This is a genomic window from Caballeronia sp. LZ024, assembly GCF_031451455.1.
Lineage (GTDB): Bacteria > Pseudomonadota > Gammaproteobacteria > Burkholderiales > Burkholderiaceae > Caballeronia > Caballeronia telluris.
In genome coordinates, this window is record NZ_JARUXL010000004.1 from 937,075 (window position 1) to 963,420 (window position 26,346).

General features: G+C 65.4%; 27 protein-coding genes. 15 read left to right on the plus strand and 12 right to left on the minus strand.

Annotated elements, in window-relative coordinates; translation table 11 throughout:
* Positions 1-59: 59 nt before the first annotated feature.
* Positions 60-1,235 (minus strand): porin, encoded by a 1,176-nt coding sequence (locus QCE48_RS26520; RefSeq protein WP_309783426.1) that lies wholly within the window; start codon positions 1,233-1,235, stop codon positions 60-62.
* A 246-nt stretch (positions 1,236-1,481) separates the two neighbouring features.
* On the opposite strand from QCE48_RS26520, the gene QCE48_RS26525 reads away from it, so the two are divergent.
* Positions 1,482-1,865, plus strand: coding sequence for a LysR family transcriptional regulator (locus tag QCE48_RS26525; RefSeq protein WP_116563301.1), 384 nt, complete (start codon positions 1,482-1,484; stop codon positions 1,863-1,865).
* Positions 1,866-1,877: 12 nt separating this feature from the next.
* Here the strand turns inward: QCE48_RS26525 and QCE48_RS26530 are convergent, their stop codons facing one another.
* The 5 genes from QCE48_RS26530 to QCE48_RS26550 form a co-directional block, all read right to left on the minus strand.
* A complete protein-coding gene (locus QCE48_RS26530) occupies positions 1,878-3,200 on the minus strand; it encodes a DUF2325 domain-containing protein (protein WP_309783428.1) in 1,323 nt (440 codons plus the stop codon).
* A gap of 111 nt (positions 3,201-3,311) precedes the next feature.
* A complete protein-coding gene (locus QCE48_RS26535) occupies positions 3,312-5,696 on the minus strand; it encodes a DNA polymerase II (RefSeq protein WP_309783430.1) in 2,385 nt (794 codons plus the stop codon).
* Between the two features lie 76 nt (positions 5,697-5,772).
* A complete protein-coding gene (locus QCE48_RS26540; RefSeq protein ID WP_309783432.1) occupies positions 5,773-6,159 on the minus strand; it encodes a DUF427 domain-containing protein in 387 nt (128 codons plus the stop codon).
* 148 nt (positions 6,160-6,307) lie between these two features.
* A complete protein-coding gene (locus QCE48_RS26545) occupies positions 6,308-7,219 on the minus strand; it encodes a hypothetical protein (RefSeq protein ID WP_309783433.1) in 912 nt (303 codons plus the stop codon).
* Between the two features lie 153 nt (positions 7,220-7,372).
* Complete coding sequence (locus tag QCE48_RS26550) at positions 7,373-8,473, minus strand: AraC family transcriptional regulator (protein ID WP_309783435.1); 1,101 nt, start codon at positions 8,471-8,473, stop codon at positions 7,373-7,375.
* Between the two features lie 161 nt (positions 8,474-8,634).
* On the opposite strand from QCE48_RS26550, the gene QCE48_RS26555 reads away from it, so the two are divergent.
* The 3 genes from QCE48_RS26555 (at position 8,635) to QCE48_RS26565 (ending at position 10,209) form a co-directional block, all read left to right on the plus strand.
* Entirely contained in the window at positions 8,635-9,069 is a 435-nt protein-coding gene (locus QCE48_RS26555; protein WP_309783437.1) for a GFA family protein, read from the plus strand.
* 133 nt (positions 9,070-9,202) lie between these two features.
* Complete coding sequence (locus tag QCE48_RS26560; protein WP_309794352.1) at positions 9,203-10,036, plus strand: class I SAM-dependent methyltransferase; 834 nt, start codon at positions 9,203-9,205, stop codon at positions 10,034-10,036.
* On the plus strand, positions 10,033-10,209 hold the full coding sequence (locus tag QCE48_RS26565; protein ID WP_309783441.1) for a hypothetical protein: 177 nt from the start codon (positions 10,033-10,035) through the stop codon (positions 10,207-10,209). The genes QCE48_RS26560 and QCE48_RS26565 overlap by 4 nt, the downstream gene beginning before the upstream one ends.
* A gap of 74 nt (positions 10,210-10,283) precedes the next feature.
* Here the strand turns inward: QCE48_RS26565 and QCE48_RS26570 are convergent, their stop codons facing one another.
* Positions 10,284-11,258 (minus strand): VTT domain-containing protein, encoded by a 975-nt coding sequence (locus QCE48_RS26570; RefSeq protein ID WP_309783443.1) that lies wholly within the window; start codon positions 11,256-11,258, stop codon positions 10,284-10,286.
* Positions 11,259-11,325: 67 nt separating this feature from the next.
* Positions 11,326-13,341 carry a VTT domain-containing protein gene (locus QCE48_RS26575; protein ID WP_309783445.1) on the minus strand — a complete coding sequence of 672 codons (2,016 nt, stop codon included), beginning with the start codon at positions 13,339-13,341 and terminating at the stop codon, positions 11,326-11,328.
* 171 nt (positions 13,342-13,512) lie between these two features.
* Here QCE48_RS26575 and QCE48_RS26580 point away from each other — a divergent pair, with 171 nt between their 5' ends.
* From QCE48_RS26580 to QCE48_RS26595, 4 genes are all read left to right on the plus strand, one after another.
* On the plus strand, positions 13,513-13,866 hold the full coding sequence (locus QCE48_RS26580) for a DUF1428 domain-containing protein (RefSeq protein WP_309783447.1): 354 nt from the start codon (positions 13,513-13,515) through the stop codon (positions 13,864-13,866).
* 192 nt (positions 13,867-14,058) lie between these two features.
* On the plus strand, positions 14,059-14,472 hold the full coding sequence (locus tag QCE48_RS26585; protein ID WP_309783449.1) for a hypothetical protein: 414 nt from the start codon (positions 14,059-14,061) through the stop codon (positions 14,470-14,472).
* A 68-nt stretch (positions 14,473-14,540) separates the two neighbouring features.
* The gene (locus QCE48_RS26590) at positions 14,541-14,681 is read left to right on the plus strand and encodes a hypothetical protein (protein WP_309783451.1); all 141 of its coding nucleotides are present in this window, start codon (positions 14,541-14,543) and stop codon (positions 14,679-14,681) included.
* Between the two features lie 210 nt (positions 14,682-14,891).
* On the plus strand, positions 14,892-15,665 hold the full coding sequence (locus QCE48_RS26595) for a DUF4410 domain-containing protein (protein WP_309783454.1): 774 nt from the start codon (positions 14,892-14,894) through the stop codon (positions 15,663-15,665).
* 43 nt (positions 15,666-15,708) lie between these two features.
* Here QCE48_RS26595 and QCE48_RS26600 read toward each other — a convergent pair whose 3' ends face one another.
* Complete coding sequence (locus QCE48_RS26600) at positions 15,709-16,422, minus strand: carbonic anhydrase (RefSeq protein WP_309783457.1); 714 nt, start codon at positions 16,420-16,422, stop codon at positions 15,709-15,711.
* 240 nt (positions 16,423-16,662) lie between these two features.
* Here QCE48_RS26600 and QCE48_RS26605 point away from each other — a divergent pair, with 240 nt between their 5' ends.
* Positions 16,663-18,210 (plus strand): serine hydrolase, encoded by a 1,548-nt coding sequence (locus QCE48_RS26605; RefSeq protein ID WP_309783459.1) that lies wholly within the window; start codon positions 16,663-16,665, stop codon positions 18,208-18,210.
* Here the strand turns inward: QCE48_RS26605 and tehA are convergent.
* Complete coding sequence (tehA, locus tag QCE48_RS26610; RefSeq protein WP_309783461.1) at positions 18,174-19,202, minus strand: dicarboxylate transporter/tellurite-resistance protein TehA; 1,029 nt, start codon at positions 19,200-19,202, stop codon at positions 18,174-18,176. The two genes, QCE48_RS26605 and tehA, sit on opposite strands and share 37 nt — an antisense overlap.
* Positions 19,203-19,497: 295 nt before the next feature.
* Between tehA and QCE48_RS26615 the strand changes: the two genes are divergently transcribed.
* The 6 genes from QCE48_RS26615 (at position 19,498) to QCE48_RS26640 (ending at position 23,515) form a co-directional block, all read left to right on the plus strand.
* Positions 19,498-19,929, plus strand: a complete 432-nt coding sequence (locus QCE48_RS26615; RefSeq protein WP_309783466.1) for a hypothetical protein — start codon at positions 19,498-19,500, stop codon at positions 19,927-19,929.
* 347 nt (positions 19,930-20,276) lie between these two features.
* Complete coding sequence (locus tag QCE48_RS26620) at positions 20,277-20,924, plus strand: hypothetical protein (RefSeq protein WP_309783468.1); 648 nt, start codon at positions 20,277-20,279, stop codon at positions 20,922-20,924.
* 28 nt (positions 20,925-20,952) lie between these two features.
* On the plus strand, positions 20,953-21,417 hold the full coding sequence (locus QCE48_RS26625; protein ID WP_309783470.1) for a hypothetical protein: 465 nt from the start codon (positions 20,953-20,955) through the stop codon (positions 21,415-21,417).
* Between the two features lie 251 nt (positions 21,418-21,668).
* A complete protein-coding gene (locus QCE48_RS26630) occupies positions 21,669-21,929 on the plus strand; it encodes a hypothetical protein (protein WP_309783472.1) in 261 nt (86 codons plus the stop codon).
* Between the two features lie 150 nt (positions 21,930-22,079).
* Positions 22,080-22,496: a DUF4279 domain-containing protein gene (locus QCE48_RS26635; protein WP_309783475.1), complete on the plus strand. Its 417-nt coding sequence runs from the start codon at positions 22,080-22,082 to the stop codon at positions 22,494-22,496.
* Between the two features lie 233 nt (positions 22,497-22,729).
* Entirely contained in the window at positions 22,730-23,515 is a 786-nt protein-coding gene (locus tag QCE48_RS26640) for a class I SAM-dependent methyltransferase (protein ID WP_309783477.1), read from the plus strand.
* A 9-nt stretch (positions 23,516-23,524) separates the two neighbouring features.
* Here QCE48_RS26640 and QCE48_RS26645 read toward each other — a convergent pair whose 3' ends face one another.
* A complete protein-coding gene (locus QCE48_RS26645; RefSeq protein WP_309783479.1) occupies positions 23,525-24,721 on the minus strand; it encodes an ABC transporter permease subunit in 1,197 nt (398 codons plus the stop codon).
* Positions 24,711-26,285 (minus strand): D-xylose ABC transporter ATP-binding protein, encoded by a 1,575-nt coding sequence (gene xylG / locus QCE48_RS26650; protein WP_309783481.1) that lies wholly within the window; start codon positions 26,283-26,285, stop codon positions 24,711-24,713. Before xylG ends, QCE48_RS26645 begins: the two co-directional genes overlap by 11 nt.
* Positions 26,286-26,346 lie beyond the last annotated feature (61 nt).

Genomic DNA, 26,346 nt, shown 5'->3' on the forward strand with positions numbered 1-26,346 from the left:
ATAGGACGTCGGTTTCGCGCTTGGGCGAAAAGATGCGTTGGAACGCGTGAACGCGTCGATCAGAACTTGTGGCGCAACCCGATACGCGCCGCGAACTGATTGTTCGCGCCCGTGCCGGAATTGCCGATGAAGCTGGAACTCGAACCGATCTCCGCCTGCACCGGCACGCTGCGGCCAGCGACCGTGTTGCTGCCCGAAGCCTTCTGATAGATCGCGAGCACGTAGACGTCGGTGCGCTTCGAGAGCGCGTAGTCGACCATGCTGTTGATCTGATGCCACTTGCCCTCGAAGTTGTCGTCGAGCTTCGAGAAGGTGTAGCCGAGGCCCGCGCTCAACGCCGTCGTGAAGGCATATTTGCCGCCGATTTCGTAGTTGTTCAGCGTCGACGTGGCCGCAGTGATCGGCTCGAACTTCGTGTGCGTCCAGTTGCCCCAGATCGTGCCCGCGCCGACCATGTAGCGCGCGCCGACACCGTAGGTTTCGAGATCGCGCAGACCGCCCGTGTTCACGTTCGCGATGCTCACGCTGAAAGGCGGCGTCGCGCCGTTCGGGAAGCGGATGTTCGTGTACGCGCCGCCGATGCCGAACGGACCCGCCGCGTAGTTCACGCCGAAGCTGTATGCGCTCGACGAACCTTGCGTCGTCGCGCCGCCTGCCGTGACCGTCGGCGAGCCGGCGAACGCGCCCGCCTGATTCGAGAAGCCGTACATGGCGCCGAAGGTCAGGCCCGAGAAATTGGCGCTGCTGAACTTGACCGAATTGTTGATGCGGCTCGACGTGAGCTGATCGAGGTCGTTGATGTGGTACGCGTAGTTGCCGGCGGGCGTCTGACTGCCCATCGTGTACTGGCCGCCGAGGAAATCCGTCGAGAACGAGTACTGGCGGCCGAACGTGATCGAACCTACATCGTTCTTCGCGAGGCCGACGTAGGCCTGACGCCCGAACTCGGCGCCGCCTTGTTGCAGCGTGCCGTCACCGGAACTGAAACCGCTCTCCAGCACGAAGATCGCCTTCAGTCCGCCGCCCAGATCTTCCGTGCCGCGCAGGCCCCAGCGGCTGCCTTGCGCGACGCCGTCGCCGTACTTGAACAGATGATCGTGGCCCGTTGCCGTTGCTGCGTTCGTGACGTATGTGACGCCCGCGTCGATGATGCCGTAAAGCGTCACGCTGCTTTGCGCGTGTGCAGTCGCCCCAAGGCTGCTCAGGGCCGCAGCCGCCAGAATCTTCTTTTTCATTGGTTTTCTCTACGTTGTGTGCCGCGTCGACATCCGGTCGGACGCGGGCCGGGATTCGGCGCGAACGCCACGAGGATCGCCGCCCGGCGATGCCTCACCTCTTTGCGGCACGCGTTGCGCACCGTTATGTTTGCGTGAATATAACGAACGATTACACCGTGGTAAAGTCGATCGTCACGCTTCGTGGCGCATTCGACACAGCTTTGCCCGAATCCCGCTCATACGCCTTCGTGTATCCTCTCGGGCATGGTCACGCCCCTCAAGACAAAACAGGCCGCCGTCCGCAGTCGTCCCGAAGTACGCTTTCGCATGCGCATCCGCACGGGCGAAACCGTCGCGCTCGGACCCGGCAAGGTCGCGCTGCTGGAAGCCGTGCATGAGCACGGCTCGATCTCCGCTGCCGCGCGCAGCCTCGGCATGTCGTACCGGCGCGCCTGGCTTCTGATCGACGAACTGAACCGCTCGCTCAAGGCGCCGGCCACCGTCTCAGAACAAGGCGGCCAGAGCGGCGGCGGGTGCGTGCTGACGCCGGTCGGCGAGAACATCGTGCGGTTGTATCGCGAGGTAGAGACCGAGGCGCAAGCCGCCTGCGCCACGCAGATCGCCGCGCTGACGAAGCTGATCCGCTAGCAGGCCCGCGGCTCAACCGTGCCGCAAACAGAACGCCGACGCGGGCGGCGTCCCCGCGCGCACCGGCTCTGCGGGCGCGAGCCGCGCCATCAATTCGACAAAGCTCGCGACGCTCGCCGTCCGTATCGGGTAGTAACGCACCTGATGACGGTCGCAGACGCGCTTCACTCGGTTCATCGAGTCGTGATCGATGCAATCGACCGGGAACACCACAAGATCCGCGCCGGGCAGCGCGCTGGCGAGCAGACCTTTGCGGTCTTCGAGACCGCCGTCGTGCACGACGAGTTCGCCGCCCGCCGAGTCCACCAGCGCCTTGAGCGCCGCATTCGATCCCGGCCGGCCCCCGACGTACACGATCCGCCTGCCGCCGATCCACACATGATCGCTGCGGCGCGTGCCGGGGCGGTCCGCCTGCGGCGTCGTCGCGCGTTCGAGCGCATGGCACTCGGCCTGCATGATCTTGACGAGCGACTGCGCCTCGTCGAGACACGCCCGCAACGCCCGCGCGCTCCCCTGTTCGAGGACGGCGCGCGCTTCGGCCGCTTCGCAGCGGCTCGCGTGGAGCGCGAGTCGACGCTCGCAGTCTTCCAGCTTTTCTCTCAGGTGCACTACTTCCGATTCGGTGTCGATGGGGCGCGCCTGCGAAGCCGCGCGCGCGACGCGTTCAGCCAGTTCGCGCAGCGCGCCGTCGCGGTCTGCGGCCATCTCCCGCAGACGGCCCTGCTGACGCTCGACCTTGTCCCTCAGCGCCGCGTTCTCCTTTTCGAGCGCGACGAGCCGCCGGATGTCGGCGCGATTGGCTGCGCCGACGAGATGCGACAGCATGTGCAGTTCGCCGAACGCGGCCTGCCGCACTTCGATCGTCGATTGCGGATGCGTCATCAGCGCCCAGTAAGCGGGCGGGATGTCACCGTTCCTGCATGCTTCTTCCCACAACGCGAGCACGGCCTGCGGATCGCGGGCCGTTTCGAAGCGCCGGATCGCGCCCGCGTAGCGTTCGTCGAGCGCCTTGTGCAGCGCCTTGCTGCCGGGACCGTCGGCGATCGCCAGTTCGACCGCCGTGTGATGGATTTCCAGATCGCTCGCGCGTTGGCGGTCGATTCCGGCGAACTTCGGCACGAGCTTGCGCAACTCGTTCGTGCCGAGGCAGGTGCCGATGATCGAGCAATGCAGATGCGAATCCAGTTCCGCGAGCCGCACGCGCCGCCGCAACAACCGAAGCGACGGTTGCGCGGGCTGGCAACAGGCGTCGGCGGCACGCATACGGCCGGGATCGCGACTGTCGGCGAGGCTCACGCCGCGCGAGCGGGCAAGACGAAACGGCGGAGTTTGCATGTTGACCTCGTGTCCGGACTAATCTCGGCAGCGCTGTTTTATCCTTGCGTAATATACGACAGAATATAACGAATGCCAACGCCGGGCGCGTCGCGATGCATCTGCGACGCGCTAAAACAATTCCTTCTGCCCTGTCATCAGCGAGCCGAAATCGTCGCGCAGGAACGGCAGGATTGCATCGGCGACGGGCTGAAGCTGGCGCGTCAAATAATGGTCGTAGTCGATCGGCGCGCGTTGCGTTTCCACCGGCTCCGGTCCGGCCACCGTCATCACGTAGCTGACCCAGCCGCCGTTCTGATATTGCAGCGGGCGGTTCTGCCGGCGATTGAATTCGTCGGCGATGCGCGCCGCGCGCACGTGCGGCGGCACATTGCGCTGATAGTCGGACAATCGCCGTCGAAGCTGCTTGCGATAGACGAGCAGCGCGTCGAGTTCACCGGACAGCGTGCGCGCGACGTAATCGCGCACGAATTGCTGATACGGCTCGCCCTTGAAAATGCGCAGATAAAGCTGCTGCTGGAACTGTTGCGCGAGCGGCGTCCAGTCGGTGCGAACCGATTCGAGGCCCTTGAAAACCATTTCGTCGGCGCCGCGCGCATCGACGGTCAGGCCCGCGTAACGCTTCTTGCTGCCCTGCTCGGCGCCGCGGATCGTCGGCATCAAAAAGCGCCGATAATGCGTGTCGACTTCGAGCTCCAGCGCGCTTTCCAGCCCGAACGCCTCGCGCAGATGTGCGCGCCACCAGCCGTTCACGCGCTCAACGAGTTCGCCGCCGATGCGTTGCGCCTCGTCCTCCGTGCGCGCGTGCTTGAGCCACACGAAGGTGGAATCGGTGTCGCCATAGATGACCTGGAAGCCCGCGTCTTCGATCATCTCGCGCGTGCGGTGCATGATCTCGTGCCCGCGCATCGTGATCGACGAAGCGAGCCGCGGATCGAAGAAGCGGCAGCCGCTCGAACCGAGCACGCCGTAGAACGAGTTCATGATGATCTTGAGCGCCTGCGACAGCGGCTTGTTCTGCTGGCGCTTCGCCGTGTCGCGTCCTTCCCACACCTGTCCGACGATCGCCGGCAGGCTGTGTTTCGTCCGCGAAAATCGCGCGCCGAGAAAGCCGGGCACCGAATCGCGGTCGTCGGGATGACGCAGACCTTCCACCAGCCCGACCGGATCGATCAGGAAGGTGCGGATGATCGACGGATACAGGCTCTTGTAGTCGAGCACGAGCACGGAATCGTAGAGGCCGGGTTTCGAATCCATCACGAAGCCGCCGGGACTCGATTCGAGTTGCACGTCGCCGAGATTCGGCGCGACGAAGCCCACGCGATGCATGCGCGGCATGTAAAGGTGCGTGAACGCAGCGACCGATCCGCCGCTGCGGTCGGCCGCGAGTCCCGTGACCGTCGCGCGTTCGAGCAGGAAGGTGAGCAGTTCGGTCTTCGCGAAGACCTTCGTGACGAGTTCACAGTCGTTCAGGTTGTAGCGCGCGAGCGCGGGTTTATCCTCGGCGAAGCGGCGGTTGATCTCGTCCATGCGCTGGTACGGGCTCTCGATCGACTTGCCCTCGCCCAGCAGCGCCTGCGCGACGAATTCGAGGCTGAACGACGGAAAGGTCCACGTCGCGGACTTGAGCGCCTCGATGCCGTCGATCACGAGTCGTCCGGCAATCGACGTGAAATAGTGATTTTGCTTCAGCCCATGCTCGCGCCACTCGACGAGACTGCCGTCGCGCCCAAGCCGCAGCGCGACGCCATAGCGGTCCGCTTCCTTCTGCAGCACGCGCAAATCGAACTGCACGACGTTCCAGCCGATGATCGCGTCGGGATCGTGCCGTCTCATCCAGTCGATAAAGCGTTCGAGCAGTTGCGCGCGGCTCTCGCAGTAGTCGAGATCGAAGTCGCGCGGCCCGTCGACGCCGTTCGGCGGGCCGAGCATATACACCTGCCGCGCGCCGCAGCCTTCGAGCGCGATCGAATACAGGTCGCCGTGTTCGCTGGTTTCGATGTCGAGCGAGACGACCTTCAGCCGCGGACGATATTCCGGCGCGGGCCGCAGTTCGCTAGCCAGCAGCGGGCCGTCGCCGTTGGGCTCGCCGCTGAACCACACCGGCGCGGTAATGAAGCGCTCCATCAGATAGCGTTCGGGCGGGCGGATATCCGCCTCGTACACCTGCACGCCGCCATCCCTGAGCGCCTTGTCGAGCGCAGCCAGTTGCCGGTACTGTTGGCAGTACAGCCCGAGTACCGGGCGATGCTGGAAGTCGACGAGCGGCAGCGGCCGCAACTCCACGCCGCGCGCGCCGCCGATGATTCCCTCCGCGCGCTCGCGCTGCACGGCCGGCACGAACGCGACCGAAGGCTGCGGCGCGAGGCGGATGCGTCGCGGGCCGTGGTCGGTGGCGAGCCAGAACTCGACCTCCGTCCCGGCCGGCGTGTCGCGCCAATGTCGGGTCAGAAGAAAGCCCTGTTGTGTCTGCCGTTCCTGCGATGCCTGAGTCAAGCCGATGCCTTCGAAAGCCTGTGCGGTCGCATCATTTTACTTTCGATGGCCGAACGCCTCGCGCGTCGCCGTGACGTCAGTCGGGCAGCACCTCGATCGAATCGACGCGATCGGGATAGAACGCCAGATGCTCCCCGATCTGCGCCACCGCCTCATACGGCGCTTCGTAGGTCCAGACGGCGTTGACGCCGCGCTCGCCCGCCACGCTCACGCTGTAGTACGCCGCCTCGCCCTTGTACGGGCAATAGCTCTGATGATCGGTGCGCGCCAACAGCGACAGATCGACGTCCTTGCGCGGAATGTACTGCACCGGCGGATAGGCGGCCTCGCGCAGCGTGAGCGCGTCGCGCGTATCGGCGATCACGCGGCCCGCCACCTTGACCACGACTCGCGAGGAGGTCGGCGCGATATCGATCGGATGATCGGGCCCCGGGACTCGCTTCACTCTGGTTTGCGTCTGCATTCGATTCGGCTCCTGACATGAATGACGTTGAACCGCCCGAACGGGCGATCCGCCGTTTGATGCTACGTCATCGCGCGCCAGGGAAAAACGCCGGCGCAACAAACAAACATGTCGTTTCAGCCGAATAATCGGCGATCGGCGACGCGGCTCACGCCCAGTGCGCCGGGACGAACACGCGTCCCACCCAGTGCGCGGGCACCCATACGGCCGGACGGGGCGCGGGCGCGACGTACACCACATGCGGCGGCGCTGCCACGACGACTGCGGGCGGCGGCGCAGCGACCACCACGGTCGAAGGCGGCGGCGGCACGACGACAACCGGCGCCGTGCCGACGACCGCCACCGTGCTGCCGGTCGTCGTGACGCTGCCGGTCGTGACGGTCGACGATCGCGTGACCGTGCCGCTCGACGCGACCGTGCCGCCGTGCACGCCGGTCACGCTGCCGGTCGTCGTCACGACGCCCGGTGCGACGCGCGTCGCGCTGCCCGCGTGCTCGACCGTGCCGCCGTCGTTGCCCGTCACCGTGCCTGAACGCGCGCAAGTCGAGCCCGCACAGTTCGTCGATGCCGAATGGCCGACCGTATTGCCGTTCGCACCGTTGACCGTCCCCGACGACGAATACTGGCCGGGCGCCGTGCGCGTGACGGAGCCGTCGGTGGTCGCGGTCTTGCCGTCAGGGCCGGTCAGGTTGCCGGAGTGCGAACAGGTGCCGCCCGCGCAGTTCGTGTCGCCCGCGTGCTGGACGGAGTTGCCGTAGCGGCCGGTCGCGGTGCCCGAGTTGGAGAACTGTCCGGCTGCGTTGCGAGTGACCGTGCCGGTGTTGGTGGCAAGGCCGCCGAAGGGCCCCGCGACGCCGCCCGCGTGCGAGCAGCTTCCGCCGCCGCACGATCCGGCGTGCGCGCCGTTATACACGCCGCGCGACGTCGACATCGTGCCGTGCTGCGCCCATCCTGCGAAAGCCGGCGCGCTTGCGAAGGCGAACACGGCGGTGGCAGCCGCGACAACGAGCTTACGCAGGCCGATGCTTGCATTCGGGACGACAGACGATGAGTTGTTCACGGAGATGTCCTTCGCGGTTCGGGCCACTTCGTGCAGTGCAACTCAGTGCAGTGCGGCGTGGCGACGGAAAGGACTATAGAAGAACGCGGCGGCGCGGTCTGCCGCAAAGATATGTCGCGGAATTTCACGCCCCGCCGAGGGCCGCCGCGCGGGCTAGACGAGCGGCGCGGCGGGTCCGGGAACGGCCGGCGTTTCAGACACGCCGCCCACGACCGGCGCCAGATCGGCGATCGACAAACCCACAACCTCGTCCGCTTCGGACAGCGAATCGGCGTTATCCGCCTTGCCGTGATTGCGCCGCCAGCCGGCGGGCGGCATGCCGAATTCGCGCTTGAACGCGCGGTTGAACGCCGCTTCGGATTCGTACCCGACCCGCTCCGCCACCACCGCGACCGACTTCGTGCCCGCAAGCAGTTCCTGCGCCGCGATCTGCAGGCGCCAGCGCGCGAGATATTGCATCGGCGGCTGGCCGAGCAGTTGCGTGAAGCGCTGCGCAAGCGCCGAGCGCGAGAGTCCCGCCTTGCGCGCGAGTTCGTCGACGGTCCAGCCGTGCGCCGGTTGCGCGTGCAGCAACGCGAGCGCCCGCCCGACGAAACGGTCGCCGACGCCCGCGAGCCAGCCCTTGCGATCGGCGGGCAGCGCATCGATGCAGCGGCGCACCGCTTCCACGAAGAGCAGTTCCGAGAGCCGCGCAAGCACGATCGCGCTGCCGACGCGCCACTCGGCCGCCTCCGCCGCCGCGAACTTCAGCGACGATTCGAGCCACGCCGATTGCGGATCGTTGCGCATGTCGACTTTGAAGATGCGCGGCAGCGCCGACAGCACCGGATTGCTCAATGTGTCGTCGCAGGCGAGAAAACCGCAGACGAGCCGCGTGCGGTCGCCGCCGCCGCCATAGCTCAGCTTCATTATCTGGCCGGGCGTCGCTTCGAGCTGGCTCGACAGCAGATCGCCCGTGGGCGCGGGCGCGAGTTCGAGCGAGCTGCCCATCAGGTGAGATTCGCCTTGCGGCACGACCAGCAGTTCGCCCGCATCGACGCGGATCGCGGACGCGGGATCGCCCGCGAGACTGGCCCAGCAGCCGCCCTCGGTGATGAGGTGATAGGAGACGACGCGTTCGGCGCGCGGCAGATACGCGGCGCACAACGCCGCGTCCGCCTGGCCGTACAGGCACCAGGGCGCCGTGAAGTCGCCGTTTAGATAAACCGCGCCGCCGAGACGAACCACGCGAAGGACGTCGGATAAAGCATCCATGACAAGCCCGTCAGTTTCGGCGTCCTGCGCAAAACATCTGGACGCCTGGTCATTCATCGATACCGCCCGCGCGCTGATACTAGCACTCACGCGATTGCGCAACAACGAACGTCGGGCGCACGCGGCAGAACCTGCCACCCACATCATCGAAGGAGACCGACATGAGTCACGCAGATGCCTATCACGGCCAATGCTTTTGCGGCGCCGTGCAGTTCACGGTGAGCGGCGAACCCGCGGGCATGGGTTATTGCCATTGCGAATCGTGCCGGACGTGGTCGGCGGGACCCGTCAACGCGTTCACGCTCTGGCGGCCCGAAGCGGTGCGCGTCACGCGCGGCGTGGACCATATCGGCACTTACAACAAGACCGAGCACAGCTACCGCAAATGGTGCACGACGTGCGGCGGGCATCTCTTTACCGAGCATCCGGGGCTCGGGCTCACGGATGTCTACGCGGCCGTCATCCCGGATTTTCCGTATGAAGCCGGCGTGCATGTCCATTACCCCGAGTCGCGTCTGCCGATGAAGGACGGGCTGCCCAAACTGAAGGACCTGCCGAAGGAAATGGGCGGTTCCGGCGTGAGCGTCGCCGAATAGCCGTCACGCGTTTTTTGTCTTGCCCGCCCGCCGCGCGGGCACTCGAGCGGTTCGAACTCGCGGCGATATCAGAACAGGCAGCACGACCATGCACTCCCGCATCGCTGCCATCTTGCCTCTCAGGAGCATCGCCATGTCCGCAGCCGATACCGCCTTCTCGCCCGCCGCCGACCTCGCCGCTGTCAAGGTCCGTCAACAGGCCGCCTGGTCGACGGGCAACTATGCCGTCGTCGGTACCACGCTGCAGATCGTCGGCGAAAATCTCGGCGAGGCGCTCGATCTGCGCGCCGGCAGCCGCGTGCTCGACGTCGCCGCGGGCAACGGCAACGCGACGCTCGCCGCCGCGCGCCGCTGGTGCGACGTCACCTCGACCGACTACGTCGCTTCGCTACTCGACGCCGGCCGCGCGCGCGCCGGAGCCGAAGGCCTTGCGGTGCAGTTCCAGGAAGCGGATGCCGAAGCGCTGCCTTTCGCGGACGCCTCGTTCGACGTCGTGATGTCGACTTTCGGCGTGATGTTCACGCCGAACCAGGAAAAGGCGGCGAGCGAACTTGCGCGCGTCTGCAAGCCGGGCGGGAAGATCGGCCTGGCGAACTGGACGCCGGAAAGCTTCATCGGGCAGGTCTTCAAGACGATCGGCAAGTACATCGCGCCGCCTGCGGGCGTGAAGTCGCCTGCGCTCTGGGGCACCAAGGCGCGGCTGGAAGAGCTAGTCGGCGGCAGCGCGCGGAACATCGTCGCGACGAGCCGCGACTTCACGTTCCGCTACCGGTCGCCGGCGCACTTCATCGAAGTGTTCCGCACCTACTACGGGCCGATGAACAAGGCGTTCGCCGCGCTCGAAGGCGAGCGGCAGGCCGCGTTCCTCGGCGAGCTGATGGCGCTGATGGAAAGCCGCAACCGCTCGGGCGACGCGACGCTCGTGCTGCCGAGCGAGTATCTCGAAGTCGTGGTGGAACGAAAATGAACGGACTCGGACGGAGAGTCGCCGCGTCCCTCGCATCCGGGCTGCGTCTGTGGCCTTCGGCGTGCGTGGTCGGGCTTCGGTATGGCTCGGCGTTCATGGGCTTGCCGCTGTGCTCGTCGGTGTGCTTTTTCGGCCTTCGCTTCATCCTGACGACGCTCGGGCTTTCTGCCTGAGCGCCGCCAACCGCTTCGCCAGGCTTCGCCGCGCTCGCGTGCGCGGCGAAGCCGGCGCCACGCGTTGCCCGCCTTCACTGCCGCGCGAACGTCCGCGTGAACGGCTCCGGCCGCGCCGGCACGGGCTCGACCGGATAGCCGCGCGCGACCCACGCATCGAGCCCGCCCGCGAGCGTATGCGCATGCTCGACGCCCTCGCCGCGCAAGCGTCCGCAGACCCGCTTCGCGGTGACATCGTTCGGACACGCGCAATACACGACGACCTCGCGTTGCGCCAACCCCGAGCCCAGCGCGCGAGGCGCGTCCGGATCGAAGAGCAGCGCGCCGGGAATCCGGTACGGCTCCTGACTGATGGCGGTGGCGAGCCGCGCATCGAGCACGACGGGCGGCGCGGCGGAATGCATCATCGCGTCGAGTTGTTCGGCCGAGATGGTCAGGTCCCGCAACCATTTGCGCAGACGCCAGCGCCGCAAATACCGGTAGCCGATGTACAAGAGCGCCAGCGCCAGCAGCACGTCGACGACGGTCGCGCCATGCCGCTCCACGGTGCGCAGCAGCATCGCGAGTTGCCGGCTGAAGAGCGCGCCGCCGAGCAGCCAGAAGCCCGCCCACGCGAGCGCGCCGATCGCGTCCCACGTCACGAACGACCGGGCCGCGATGCGCGTCGTGCCCATCAGCGGCGGCGTGATGAGCGCGAGCCCCGGCACGAACTTGCAGACGGAGACGATCGGCACGCCGAAGCGCTCGAAGAGCGCGCGCGTCGTCTGCACGCTTGCGTCGATGGAAAGCGAAAAGCGCGCGAGCCGGTCGATGAGCGGCCGTCCGTAGACGCGGCCCGCCGAAAACCAGACGCCGTCGCCGATGAGCGCGGCCAGCACCGCCGCGAACAGGACGTGCGTGAACGAGAGCGTGCCGTGCGCCACCGCCGAGCCCGCGAAGACGAGCACCGGCACCGCCGGCACCGGCACGCCGAGACGCGTGCACAGCACGTTGACGAACACGGCCTCGCTGCCCCATGCCGTGACCGCTGCTGGCGTGACGTGTATCAATTGCCGCCCTCCTCGATCGGTTCCCGCTGCGTTTTCATTGTTGCATGGGCCGCCGCGCCTCGCCGCGTCAACGCGCGCGCGACGCGATCAGCGTCACCCGCACGCCCTCGCAGCCCATGCTGCGCGCCACTTCGATGTCGTGCCACGGCGATCCTTCGCCATGCTCGGCGATCATCGGCTCGACCTGGCCGGTCGGACGCAGCACGTTGAACGGCCACGACGGCCGGCGCAGGCGCTCGTGGACCAGCGAGCCGAGCCAGATCGGCGCGGCCGACGTGCCGTCGTGGCGTTCGACCGCATAACGCGTCGGCCAGAAGCGCAGCACGTCGCGCTGATCGTCGCCTTCGTGCGAGCGCACGAATTCGAGCTTCGACGGCTCGCCGTTGTTCAGGCGCGGCAGCACCGGCAACGCCGTCGCCGTGACGTTCGGCGACACCAGCGACAACAGGCTGTGCGCCGAGAGCCGCGTGCCTTCGGTCCAGCCGCGGCTTTGGAGCTGCACCTTCATCTGCTCGGCGGTCGCGGCCCATTGCACGGTGATCGGCTCGCGCCTGTCGCCCTCCATGTTCGAGCGATAACACGAGAACGTGCGCCAGATCTTGTCGGTCCATTGCGCCGGCGTCACGACGACGACTTCCGGACGCTCTCCGCCCTCGGCCGTCGGAAACGCGTTTCCCGTCGCGAGTTGCAGCGCGACCGCCACGCCGACCACCGCCACCACGGCGACGGGCAAGAGCGGCCGCGCGCGCGGCTTCTCGGGATGCCGCCAGACCGCCGTCAGCGCGACGAGAAACACCCAGATCGCCGCGAGCGCCGCGCCGCCGAGCGCGTCGGAGAGCGTGAAGCGGTCGAAGTAGAGCCCGGCGAGCGTGACGGCCGAGACGACCGCGACCGTCGCCACCGCGACCAGCACGCGCGCCACCGTGCCGACGCGCCGCTCGATGAGAAACGCGAGAAAGCCGTAGATGATGACCGTCGCCGCGACGTGGTTGCTCGGGAAGGCGCGCGCGTTCGACGCGAGCGCGCCGAGCGGCAGATGCCGCGTCGCGATCTGGATCGCGAGGATCAGCACCTGCGAGAACGCGACAGCCGCGAGCCAGTACGCGATAGTGCGCCAGCGCCGCTCGAACGACATCCACGCGATCACCAGCACGACGAGCGCCGTGAGCGTCGGCAGGCTGCCGAGCGTCGAGAGGACCGCGAGCACGTCGTCGGCCCAGGTCGAGCGGAACGACTGCAGGAACCGGTAGGCCGACATGTCGACCTGCACGATGGGGTCGCCGTGGGCGATGTCTTCGAGCGTCGAGAAGAACACCGCCGCCGACACGAGCAGGAACACCGAGATCGTCGCGATCAGGCCGGCCGCCGGGCTTTCCGGACTGAGCGCGCGCATCACGACGCGCCGGGAGCGGCCCGGATGCCGCTCAGCCCACGCGATCAGACGTTGCCGCGAACTGCTGGTCCACGAGCGCGCGTGAGAAACCGCGATGCGGATCACGTTGTAGATGAGCCAGGCCGCCACCGCGACGATCGCGACGACCACCACGAGCCGGAACGACACCGCGCCCGCCAGTTCGACCGACGCGCCGAACACCACGCCCGGCAGGATGTGCACGGGCGCCCACAGGAGCGCCGAGAGCACGTTGACCGCGAAAAAGCGCGCGGGCGCCATGCCGAGCATGCCAGCGACCACGGGCACGATCGCCCTGAGCGGCGGCAGGAAGCGCGCCGTCACGACGCTCTTCGCGCCGTGCATCAGGAAGTATTTTTCGCCTGCCGCGAGCATGGCGGGATGCGTGCGAAACGGCCAGATCTGCCGCAGCGACTCCTGGTAGCGCGCGCCGACCCAATAGCTCGCGGCATCGCCGGCGATGGCGCCCGCGATCGCGCAGACGAATACCCAGCCGAGGTTCAGCGTGCCCGTGCCGACGAGCGCGCCCGCGACGAACATCGCCGTGCTGCCGGGAATGAACGTTCCGATGAAGGCGACCGATTCCAGCAGCGCCGCCAGCGCGACCACGGCGAGCGCCCATCCGGGATGCCCCGACAGCAGATGCAGCAACTTGAAATAGGCATGCTCCATCGGCAGCTCCGTGTTCTTTGGTCCGATTCTAGCCCCGTTGGCGCGGCGTCTCCGGCCTCTCGCGGAGCGTAATCGGAGGCGGCCGCGGTCGATTTCGGCGCACGCCGTTCGTCGTATCGAAGGGAGGCGCATGTTGCGCGCCCGTTCCCTCATCGGAAATGGAGGTGGTACATGAATTACGTCGATGGATTCGTCGCGGCGGTGCCCGTCGCCAATCGCGAGGCCTATGTGAAGCATTCCCGGCTGGCGGCGGCCGTGTTCAAGGAAAACGGCGCGCTGAAACTCGTCGAATGCTGGGGCGACGACGTCCCGGACGGCGAACTGACGTCCTTCCCGATGGCGGTCAAGCGCAAGGACGACGAGGTCGTGGTGTTCGCGTGGATCGTCTGGCCGTCGCGCGAAACGCGCGACGCCGGCATGAAAGCCGTAATGGCCGACCCGCGTCTCCAGCCCGACGCAAACCCGATGCCGTTCGACGGCCGCCGCATGATCTACGGCGGCTTTCAGGTGATCGTCGACGAGTGAATGGCGTGAACATTTCTGAGGGCGTCCGCAAGTAGGCATCCGTAAGCGGGGATGTCTGAAGGCAGTCGTCGTGGGATAAAGCGCAAAACACGCCGCGCGTCGAAAGACGTGCATCCCAGGCGACAGCAACGATGTTGCATGGGGCCAGAGTAAGCGCTGAAGCGCTATCCCTGGCCGACAGGAGACGACGAGATGCCCTCAGATAACGCAATGCAGCCGCCGACGCGCGGCTACGCGAACCCCACACGCGACCGCTCGCGGCTGCTCTGGGCCTTCGTGCTGCTGGTGAATCTCGCGGGCGGCGTCTTCCTGTGGCTGCTGATGCCGCCCGGCGGCTGCGGGCAGGACGAGCCGTGCGGCATCGCCGAAAGCGTGCGTTCGTGGCTGTGGGGCATGGTCGGCCGCTCGCCCGCGCATGGCGACGCGTTGCGCGGACTCATGTCGCCCGACGATTTCGTCGTCGCGATCCTGCTGGCGGCGATCGTCTCGATGCTCGTCGCCGCGCCCTTCATCGGCTTTCTGACGCGCGGTTGGCTCGCGCGCGTCGACGAGTTCCGCAACAGTCTGCAAGACGGCGCGCTCCTCGCGTATCTGCGGCGCTTTTGATCGGTGCGTCTGCCCGGCGAGATCCATCGTGGTCCGTCGGCCGCGACAAGGACATTCCGCTCGCGCTCATGCAGATGAAGTTCCGCCAGATCGCGGGCGAAGAATACGCGCGGATGCTCTCGAAAATCGTTTCGCTGAGGTACTCGGCGTCCGACCTCGGCGGCGTGCAGGCGACGCGCGTCGATCCGGCGCAAAAGGCCGCCGCGTAAGGCCCGGCGCCACGTGACATGCCGCGAAATAATTGTCGAATGGAGTTCGCGAAGCCGCTCACCCATACTCGCCTCTGTCGCTGGAGCACGAAAGAAAGCGCGCCAGCCGAGGAGTATCGCGCAACGACGACATCGCCTCGCGATGTCCGGATTGCCCGGCGATACGTCGATCACGATAGAGACACGGCTGTGTCGTTTGAGAGGGTGAACATGTTTGCTTCGATCGGTTCTTTCGGTATTGCAAGTCGCAAGGGTCTGCGGATGGCTTCGGCGGCGATCGCCTTCAGTTCGGCGATGCTGGCGGGATGCGCGAGCACCGGCGCAAGCGCCGCGCAATATTCGGCGGCACCCGCGACGCGGCCGGACACCATCTACGTGTACGCGTTCGATAGCGCCGCCGGCGAAGTCAAGCTCGACAGCGGCATGATGCAAAAGATGAAGGCGCGGGTGGAAGGCAAATCGGCGGCCGACGAGCAGTCCGCCGACGCCGCCGAAGTCCGCGAGGACGTCGCGAACGAAATCGTGAAGCAGCTGCAGTCGATGGGCCTGCACGCGGTCCGCGCCGACGTGCCCGCGCCGGCCGCCGAGAATGTGCTGCTCGTGACCGGCCATTTCGACGACATCGATGCCGGGAGCCGCCGCCGTCGCACGCTCGTTGGGCTGGGCGCGGGCAAGAGCGAGGTGAGCACGTCGGTGCAGGTTCTCTACAAGCCGGCGGGCGGCGTTGCGCAGGTCGTGCAGAGCTTCGACGCGAGCGCCGACAGCGGCAAGATGCCCGGCGTCGCGGAAACGGCGGGCGTCGGCGCGGTCGCGGGACATGCGGCGGTGTCGGCTGCGGCGGGCGCGGGCCTGCACGGTGCGTCGGAAGCGAAGCGCGACAGCGTGTCCGCCGACGCGAAGCATCTCGGCGATTCCATCGCGAAGCAGATCGCGCAAGTCGGCGTCGCACAGGGCTGGATGTCGAGCGGCCGGGCCAAGGGTTGAGCCAGTCGGATCACGGCGCAACGCGACGGCATCGCGTTGCGCGTCAGATCAGCCGCACGTTGCCCGTCGCCAGATCGTAGATCCCGCCGACCACCTTCACGCGCCCGCTCTTCACATAGCGTTCGACCAGCGGTCGCGCGACCATCAGCCGGTTCGTGTTGAGCCGCACGTTTTCGATCGTGGTCTGCGCGATGAGGTCGCCGCCTTGCGCGCGGGCGATGCGCAACGCCGGCTCGATCGCCCGCACGAGTTCGGGCAGGTGGCCGGGCAGCCGGACGCCTTCTTTCACCGCTTTGACCGTCGCTTCGACCGCGCCGCAGTTGGTGTGTCCGAGGACGATGATCAGCGGCACGCCCAGAAACTCGACGCCGTATTCGAGGCTGGCAAGAATGTCGTCGTTGATGAAGTTGCCCGCGACGCGCACGACGAAAATGTCGCCGGGACCCTGGTCGAACGCCAGTTCCGGCGCGACTCGCGAATCCGCGCAACCGACGATCGCCGCGATCGGATACTGCGCCGACACGCGCGCGACCCGTCCGGCGGAAAAATCGCGGTTGGCCGGCTGGTTGGCCGCGTAGCGCGCATTGCCTTGCAGCAAGCGCGCGAGCGCCTCGTCGGGGTGGATCGAATTCGGCGCGGGACCGTCCGGCGGCGCCGCCGCCCGCGCATCGTCGAGCCGCAAGCCCGCGAATGCCGCCGACGCCACACCAGCGAGCAGCCAGTGACGCCGCGCGAGAGAACACGTTGGATCGCACATGGATCGCCTCGGATCGGAGAAGCGCGGCAGCGCGAACGTCCTTTTCGCGTCGTTCGCCTGCGCATCACATAGTCGCGCTTTTCGGGCCCGGTGCGCGCGAATCGTCGCGCGATAATCAGGCCAAATTCCTCGGCGAGTGAGCGGCTTCGCACAGACGATTTCGCGCGTGCCGCCCGAAGCTTCCAAGCCGAAACGCGCCGCACGGGCGCCGCCGCATCGGCATCGCCGGGGAGAACCTCGATGGGATCGACACCTTTGCAGGGACGCCGCCGCTTTCTCGGCGCCGCGCTGTGCGGCACGCTCGCGGCGTGCGGCGGCAGCGACTCGAACGGCGACGAGTCCCAGCCCGCGCCCGTCCCCGACAAGCAGATCAACGACGCCATCGGGCAGCTCGACAAGCTCGCCGCCGACCTGATGTCGAGCACCGGCGTCCCGGGCATGGCGGTGGCCGTCGTGCGCAACGGCCAGACGGTCTACGCGAAAGGCTTCGGCACGCGGCTCGTCGGCTCGGGCCAGCCGGTCGATGCCGATACGGTCTTCCAGCTCGCGTCGGTATCGAAGTCGGTAGGATCGAGCGTGGTCGCGCATCAGGTCGGGACCGGCAGCGTCGCGTGGAACACGCCCGTGCGCGCGCATTTGCCGTGGTTCACGCTCTCCGATCCCGAGGTCAGCCAGGCCGTGCAGATCGCCGACCTGTACTCGCACCAGTCGGGCCTGCCAGATCACGCGGGCGATCGTCTGGAAGACATGGGCTACGGTCAGACGGAAATCCTTCAGCGCCTGCGCTTTCTGCCGCTGCATCCGTTCAGGGGCTCGTACTTCTATACGAATTTCGGGCTGACGGCGGCGGCGGAGTCCGTGGCGACGGCTGCGGGCATCGACTGGGCGACGCTTTCGGAGCAGGTGCTGTATCAGCCGCTCGGCATGACCAGTACGAGTTCGCGCTACGCCGACTTCGCCGCGCGCAGCAACCGCGCGCTCGGGCATGTGAAGGCGAACGGCAAGTGGGTGCAGGGCTTAGGGACGATGCCCGATGCGCAATCGCCGGCGGGCGGCGTCAGTTCGTCGGTGAACGACATGGCGAAGTGGCTCGCGATGATGCTCGGCAATGGCGTGTTCAACGGCCGCCGCATCGTCGACGAGAAGGCGCTCGCCGCCGCCACCAGCGCGCAAGTGCAGTCCGCGCCGCCGGGCGACGGCCATCCCGCGAGCTTTTACGGCTATGGCTTCAACGTCGGCACGACGGCGGCGAACCGGCCGACTTACAGCCACTCCGGCGCGTTCGGCGTGGGCGCCGCGACCAACTTTGTCGTCGTGCCGTCGACGGGCGTCGCGATCATCGCGCTCACCAACGGCTATCCGATCGGCGTGCCCGAGACGCTGACCGCCCAGTTCTTCGATCTCGTGCAGTTCGGCTCGATCCAGCGCGACTGGGCGAAACTTTACGCCGATGCGTTCGCGTCGCTCAGCAAGCCGGAGGGTTCGCTCGTCGGCATGACGCCGCCCGCTTCGCCGCTGCCGGCCCGCGCCCTTTTCACCTACGCGGGAACCTATCGCAACGACTACTACGGGCCGATCCGGGTGGTCGATCAGGGCGGCTCGCTCGTGCTCTCGATCGGACCGCGCCCGATGATGCTGCCGCTCACGCATTGGGACGGCGATATCTTCACGTTCACGCTCGTCAACGAGAACGCGGCGCCCGGCACGATCTCGAAGGCGTCCTTCCTGAGCGACCGCGTGACGCTCGAGTATTACGACGAGGACGGCGTCGGCACGTTCATCCGCTGATCGGCGGCTTCGCGCGCGCCCGACGGCTCGGCTTGCGCGAGCGCCGCGGGCAGCAATTCGCCGCGCAACATCAGCGCGACCGTCTTCACGACCAGCATGCCGATCACCACGTTCGCCGCGATGAAGAGCGAAGGAGCAAGCCACACGACAAGCCCGGTGCTGCCGCGCTCGACCATGCGCATAGCGAGCGTCGGCAGCGCCGCGACCCCGAAGCTGAACGCCCAGTACGACGGCGCGAAGGCTTGCTTGCGAATCCACGGCAAGAGGCGCAGCAGCAGGAGCGCCTGATAGAGACCGTAACCGAGCAGGATCATCGCGAACACGTCGGGCGTGCCGTTCGTGATGCTCATGTACGTGACGCCGCCCACGACCGGAGGCGCAAGCTGGATGCCGAGCGTCGGCCGTAGCGCGTCGGGCAGCGGCTCGAGTACCGACGCGCGATGCAGGATCATCGATTCGAGCGCGAGCCACGACAGCACGCCCGCGCCGAAGAACAGCGCGCCGAGCTGGGTCCATCCGAACGCGGCCGCCGTCGTCCCGGCGACGAAGCTGGTGCCGACCGACGGCAGGTAGATGGCGGGCGTCGTGAGTTCTGCCTTGCGTCCGCCCTGCCAGAAACGGCCATGCAGGTAGACGCCGATTGCGAGCGCGCTCGCCGCCGCGACGACGAAGACCGCGAAGGCCAGCGGCCGCGAATAGTGGATCAGCGCCTGCGCGGCGAGCAAGCTCGACACCGGCCCGAGTGCTGAAAACGAAGATTGCACCGGATGCTGCATCTCGGCGATGGCTGCATCGCGATGCACGAGCCACTTGTGCGCATAGCCGCCCAGGACCGCGATCCACACGGCAAGCGCGGCGAGCGTCAGCAAGTGTTCGACTGCGGCCGGCACGGACCAGATTCTCTCCGCGACCCGCCACGCATTCGCCATCGCCAGCGCGCCCACCGCAATGCCGAAGAACGCCACCGGCATCGGTCCACGATTCTTGTTCATCGCTCTATCTCCTGAAGGATTGGCGACGGCCCGTTTCGTTGCGGCGAGCCCGTCAATGGGACGTAATTTAACGGGCGCCGTGTTTCTCGTGAATGCCGGTGGGGCTCAGGAACATGCTCGATCGGATCATGTGAGGTTAGTGGCGTAGGTCGCGCGCGCTGCGCGGCTCGCATCGTCGAATATCCCAAAAACATGGGTGTCCGGCAAGCTGCTAGGTTTATGCCCGCGCACGATTGGGATGATGGAGTGCGTGGCCGCATTTTCTCTATTACCGTGAGCATTTGCAGGAGATTGTATGGATACAGGCAAATACACCGATATTCGAACCGTCGCAGACTTCCCGAGCTTTCACGATGCGGAGTTATTCGGCATCGAGCACGACCCTGAGACGCGCTCACTCGAGCTTCGCTTTCGCCGGGTTGGCGGCGAAGTGGAGGCGCTAAGATTTTCAGGCGTGATAGGCCAACGCATGATTGATTTCGCTAGTCAGAATGTTGCGTCAAGGCTTCTAATCTCGCCGAGATACGCCTTTACATCGGCTGAAGCTTGCAAGTGGGTTCAGTGGATCAATAGTCGCGATGATTCGAAGGCCACCGCCATACGCGAAGACAAAGGCGATGAGTACGTCATGGATTTCCAATCCGGGTCACGGGTGCTGTTTGTTCTTGAGCCATCGTGTGGAGCAGAATTAGCTATCCTGTGTGAGTCCATTTCGCTTAAGCGATGATTTGCTCGTTGTTCGCGTCCGGCAGGTCGATCTTCTGCCCTGAAAAATAGAGCGAATATCCCAAAAACATGGATGTCCGACAATCTGCTAGGTTTACGCCGTCATAAGCGACGAGGCTGGCGATGGGTGCAACTGAACTGAAGACCGATTCGTTTCAACGCTGGATGATGTATAGCAAGGACGCCTAGGGACGTGGGCGCATCTTCCTTTCTACCGAGCAGAAGCAGGCAGTTGAAGAAGGCAAGAAGTTCTCCCAACGCGCATACGCCGATGTATGGGCGAAGGATGCTGCGCTTGTTCAACGGGTCCGCTCGTTTCTCGGGACGAATTTCCATTGGCATCAGCGGTTGGCAAAGAATGGCGCTAACCTTGATGTCATAGAGACCTTGCAGTCCATGATTCGCGGCGAGAGTGTTGTACTCGTTGCCGAGCAAGCGCGGGCAGGTGGCGCGGGGGGAAATCCGGCACCTAAGCTCCAGGGGCTTCCTAGTTTTCGCGAATCGTTAATGACCGGCTTCGGGATGTCATACGATGCGGCGACGGTCTACATTGAACGCTATAACGACTCGGTTGAGCGGATTAATGCGGTGCAGACCGCACGTGCTGCGGTGAGTAGCGGTAGCGGTGACCAGCCTGGTGAGGTCGAATCGGTGGGCGAAGAGATAGCCAACGCCGATGACCCAGCCGGGGAGGTGGGACCGGACGACACTGGCCCCGACGGATCGACGCCACTCGGCGACGCGCAGGCATTCGACTATCAGCCCGATATGCCGGACGGCGACGAGGAACGAGTCGCGGCGCGGGGCGTCCGTATGACGGGGAACGAACCTGGGGGCTTTGCCATTAACCCCCAATGGCCTGGACGTGGATTATTTCGATTCAGACGGCAATCTTTCGGCTCAATATCATGGAAGCCATGGCAATCCGCACGGACACAATTTTTCAGATGGCGTGCGGGACAACACCCACCTTCCAATGTCACCAATCAACTTTGACTAGGCGCGCGCCGAATAGAGGACTGTCATGAGCAAGGCAAACAGGACATGGGGTTGGCATCTTGCCAAGGATGGCAAATGGCTTGAATTGGTTCTAGGTGGATATTCGTCTTTCCACGATTCCGCTGTACGCTCATTCTGTTTGCAGAGAATCCGGCGAACGCACGAAGGTGTCAGTGGTCTTCCTTTGCCGGGGAATCGCACGCGCGAGATGCTAGACCTTCGGCTAGAAGTGCTTCACAACCGGTATGGCGCGCCGCCCGTTCCGGGGCAACCCGATTACATCGCCATACTCGACTTTCTGGATATCCGGGCGTCGGATATCGACGTGAACGGTATGGTCGAAGAAGCAACGATTACGGAAATGACGCTTGCAGAAACGCCGGAAGGTTTGATCCAGCTTGACCTTACACCAAACATTGGCCTTGATATCCGGCTAACGTGCAAGGAAGCCGTGGTTGTTGATTTGCGCCCTTACACGCGCGAAGCCTAACCTTTCCGAACGCAAATTCCGCCGATAGCTGCCCTCGATAGGCGGTTTTTTTGTGCGTGTCTATTGAGTCAACTCGCCAGCCCACACACATGCGCCGCCCACGCTTCCATCATCGGGCGTCGCTGTTCTGGCAAGTCCGTACAGTGATAGGTCGCTTCAACCTACGCCGCAATGGACAAAGGATATTGGGGTGTCTGCAAGGTGCGAGCAATGCAACGATATTCAAACTGTCTTCGAGGGAGATTTGTAGGATGAAGACAAAACCACGCTGCGTCGTCATCGCCTATGACGAGCACAACGATCAGATCGAAACTCGCACGGTTGATCGTGAGGCCATCGAGCGCCTTCGAACGGCTTCGATGATCATGCCGTGGTCCATCGCAGAACACGGCGGAAAACTAGGTGACGAATTCGCGCGAAAATTGGGAGGCGCGTCATTACTTTTGTTGGCAATCCAGCAGCCAGCGCTCAAGCCTTATATCGCGGTGACAGAGGATACCGGGAAGGGATAGAACGGCTTGGAAAAAAATGGGCCGCCTACCTGTACCCCAAAGGTCGGATCGGTGTACAACTCTGCGGGGTCAGTTCATTGCGGGCGCATCTTTCTTTCTACCGAGCAAAAGCTGGCGGTTGAAGATGGCAAAAAGTACTCCCGACACAGTATGGATTCGCACCAACTTGCACACGCATCATTCACGGTTTCAGGCGATGAAGTTTCCCCAACGTTCTGGACAGAATACTTCGGCGTTGTTCCAGATGTCGCGCACCGCAAAGGCGACGCAATATTCGACCGTAACGGACAACCACTAGGTATAGGCAGACGGACAGGGGTGTGGGGCGTCCGCAGCAAATCGGCGGTCAAGAGCGACCTCCTGGAACCCCATTTGCGATATCTCGTCGAGCATCTTGGCTTGCCGCGCGCAGACCTGCCCGAACTACTCAGGCACGGAAACGCGCGGATGCGCTTCTTTTGCTATTGGGACAATGAGACTGGCGACCGCGTGCCGGATGTGCCCGACGATATCCGCGCGATGATGGAGGCGATGGGCGGCACAATTGAGCTCGACGAGTATCGGTAGCCTGTCGTCCGCTTACGCATGCGGGAACATATCTGCGGCGGCGTCCGTCGATACCGACGCGCGCGCGGCATCTCTGTTCAGGCGCACGACGGCGCCTCGCGTGCAGCACCATCGAGGCGTTCGTCGCCGCCTGCCTTTCTGCGAAAAAGCGCGCGGCTGATGATTGAAAGCCCACCCGACTACACTCCCGATACCACACCGCAAGCGCGGCTTCGATCATCGGGAGAACCAGCATGCAAGCACCCAGCACAGTCCACCACGCCGCCGCCGACGGCTACACCACGCACACCGCCGACACCTACGTGCGCGGCCGTCCCGACTACCCGGCGGCGCTCGCCGACTGGTTGCGCGACCAGCTCGGCCTCGCAGAAGGCCAGACCGTGATCGATCTGGGCGCGGGCACCGGCAAGTTCACGCCGCGCCTGATCGCAACGGGCGCACGCGTGATCGCCGTCGAGCCGGTTGCGGCGATGCGCGAAAAACTCTCGGCGACGCTGCCGCAGATCGAAGCGCTCGCCGGCACCGCCGATTCGATCCCACTGCCCGATGCGTCGGTCGATGCGGTCGTCTGCGCGCAGTCGTTCCACTGGTTCGCGACGCGCGAAGCGCTCGCCGACATCCTGCGCGTGCTCAAGCCCGGCGGCAAGCTCGGGCTGGTCTGGAACCTGCGCGATGCGCGCATCGACTGGATCGCGCGACTCGATGCGATCGTGAACCGTCATGAAGGCGATACGCCGCGCTACTACACCGGCAAGTGGCGCGCCGTGTTTCCGTTCGATGGCTTCGGACCGTTGCAAGAGACCCGTCTTGCGCACGGCCACGCCGGCACGCCCGACGACGTGATCGTCAACCGCGTGCGATCGACGAGTTTCATCGCCGCGCTGCCGGCCGACGAGCGCGCAAGGATCGATGAGGAACTGCGCGCGTTGATCGCCAGTGAGCCGTCGCTTGCGGGAAAGACCGAGGTGACCGTTCCCTACGAAACCGCTGCGTTCTGTGTCGAGAAGGTCGCGAATTAGCCACGCGCCTCAGCGCTGGTTCGACCCCGACACCACGTCGATCCACACGGCGAGCACGAGAATGCCGCCCTTCACGATCATCTGCCAGTACGAATCGACATCGAGCATCGACATGCCGTTGTCGAGGCTCGCCATCACGAGCGCGCCGATCAGCGCGCCGTAGACCGTGCCCGACCCGCCGCGCATCGACGTGCCGCCGATGAAGCACGCGGCTATCGCATCGAGTTCGCCCATTGACCCCGCCGACGGCGAACCCGCCGCGAGCCGCGCCGTGTTGACGAGTCCGCCGAACGCGCACATGAGCCCCATCAGCGCGAAGATCGCAAGCTTCACGCGATTCGTGTTGACGCCGGAAAGGCGCGTCGCTTCGAGGTTCGATCCGACTGCGTAGATGCGGCGCCCGAACACCGTCTGCGTGGCGATGTACGTGAACACGCCGAGCAGCGCGAGCAGCAGCAACACTGGCACCGGAATGCCGCCGTAACGGTTGAGCGTCGCGACGAACGCAAGCAGGATCACGCCCGCCGCGACGATCTTCACGCCGTCCTGCCACATCGGCACGAAGGGCAGGCTATAGCGCTGGCGGTTGGTCCGCTGGCGCACGGTCAGCACCGCGAGCAGCACGAACAGCACCACAGCAAGCGCATTGCCGGCGATGCGCGGCAGATACCCTTGCCCGATGAAGACGAGATTGTCCGAGACCGGCGCGATGGTCGAACCGCCCGTGATGCCGAGCAGCACACCGCGATACGCAAGCATGCCGCCGAGCCCGACGATGAACGACGGCACGCGCAAGTACGTGGACCACCAGCCGTTGAAGAAGCCAATCGCGATGCCGAGCAGCATGACCGCCGGCAGCGTGAGCGCAAGCGGCCAGTGGTACGTGACGTCGAGAATCGCGGCCACGCCGCCGAGCAGGCCGAGCAGCGAGCCGACCGACAGATCGATCTCCCCCGCGATGATCACGAACACCATGCCGCATGCGAGCATGCCGGTGATCGACATCTGTCGCAGCAGGTTCGACAGGTTGCGCGGCGTGACGAACGCGCCTTCGGTCAGGAACGAGAAGAAGATCCAGATGACCGCGACGGCAAGCAAAAGCGCAAGCAGCTTGTAGCGCGCAAACAGTTGCTTGAAGCGCTGTCCCGGCGAACGGGAGGGGCCGCTCTTTGCGCTCTTGCTTGAAGTAGTGAGATCAGGCGTCATGCTGCACTCGCTGAGGTTGTCGCGTGTTTAGGGTTTCATTACCGCCAGCGCCGATCGCCGCCGACAGGATGTGTTCCTGCGTGAGTCCATCGTTGACGAAGTCGCCGCGCAGCTCGCCCTCGCCGATCACGAGCACGCGATCGCTCACGCCCAGCACTTCCGCCAGTTCCGACGAGACCATGATGATCGACACGCCGCGCTTAGCGAGCGCGAACATGAGCTTGTAGATCTCGAACTTGGCGCCGACATCGACGCCGCGCGTGGGCTCATCGAGAATCAGCACGGCCGGGTCGGTAAGCAGCATGCGCGTGAGCACTGCCTTCTGCTGGTTGCCGCCCGAGAGGCTCGCGATCGAAAGCATCGGGTGCGCCGCGCGCACCGACAAGCGCTTCATCTCGGTGTGGATCGTGTCGAGTTCGGCGGCGGCGTCGATGCGGCCGCCCTTCGCGAAGCGCGCCAGCACCGCGAGCGTGATGTTCTGCCCGACGCCCAGTTGCGGCACGATGCCGTGACGCTTGCGGTCTTCCGGCACCATCGCGATGCCCGCGCCAATGGCATCCGAGGGCGCCGCGATCTTCACGCGCTTGCCGTTCATCCAGACTTCGGCTTCGCTCACGCCCGGATACGCACCGAAGATGGCCTGCATCAGTTCCGTGCGCCCCGCGCCGACGAGCCCCGCTACACCGAGAATCTCGCCGCGCCGCAACGTGAACGACACGTTGTTGACGCGCTTGCGGTCCGCGTTCGTCACGTCGAGACAGGTCACGTTGCGCGCCTCGAAGATCACTTCGCCGATGTCGTGCGGCTCGCGTGGAAAGAGATTCGTGATCTCGCGTCCGACCATCATCGCGATGATGCGGTCGGTGCGCAGCTCCTTCATCGGCTGCGTGGCAACGTGCCTGCCATCGCGGATCACGGTGATGGTGTCGCAGACGGCTTCGACTTCATCGAGCTTGTGCGAGATATAGACGCAGGCCACCCCGCGCCGTTTAAGGTCGCGCACGATGTCGAGCAGGATGCGCGTCTCGGCTGCGGTCAGCGATGAAGAAGGCTCGTCGAGAATCAGGAGCTTCGCGCGCTTGTTGAGCGCCTTCGCAATCTCGATCAGTTGCTGATGTCCGCCGCCGTAGTTCATCACCGGCTGAGCGACGTTGATCCCTTCGATGTTCAGTTCGCGCAGCAACTCCGCCGCGCGCCGGTACATCGCCGCGTAGTTCATGCGCCCGCCGGGCAGCGTGATCTCGTTGCCGAGAAAGATGTTCTCCGCCACCGACAACTGCGGCACGAGCATCAGTTCCTGATGGATGATGACGATGCCCGCGCGCTCGGTGTCGCGGATGCTCATCGCGCGCAACGGTTCGCCTTCCCAGCGGATGTCGCCGTCCCAGGTGCCATGCGGATAGACGCCCGAGAGCACCTTCATCAGCGTCGATTTGCCTGCGCCGTTCTCGCCGCAAAGCCCCACGCATTCGCCGGGCGCGACGACGAGATCGATGCCGTCGAGCGCCTTCACGCCGCCAAACGACTTGACGATGCCGTGCATCTCCAGAAGCGCATGTGCCATGCTCGGATTCCTGGCTGATTGAGAGACGCGCGGGCGCACATTCGATGCGCCCGCGCTCGCC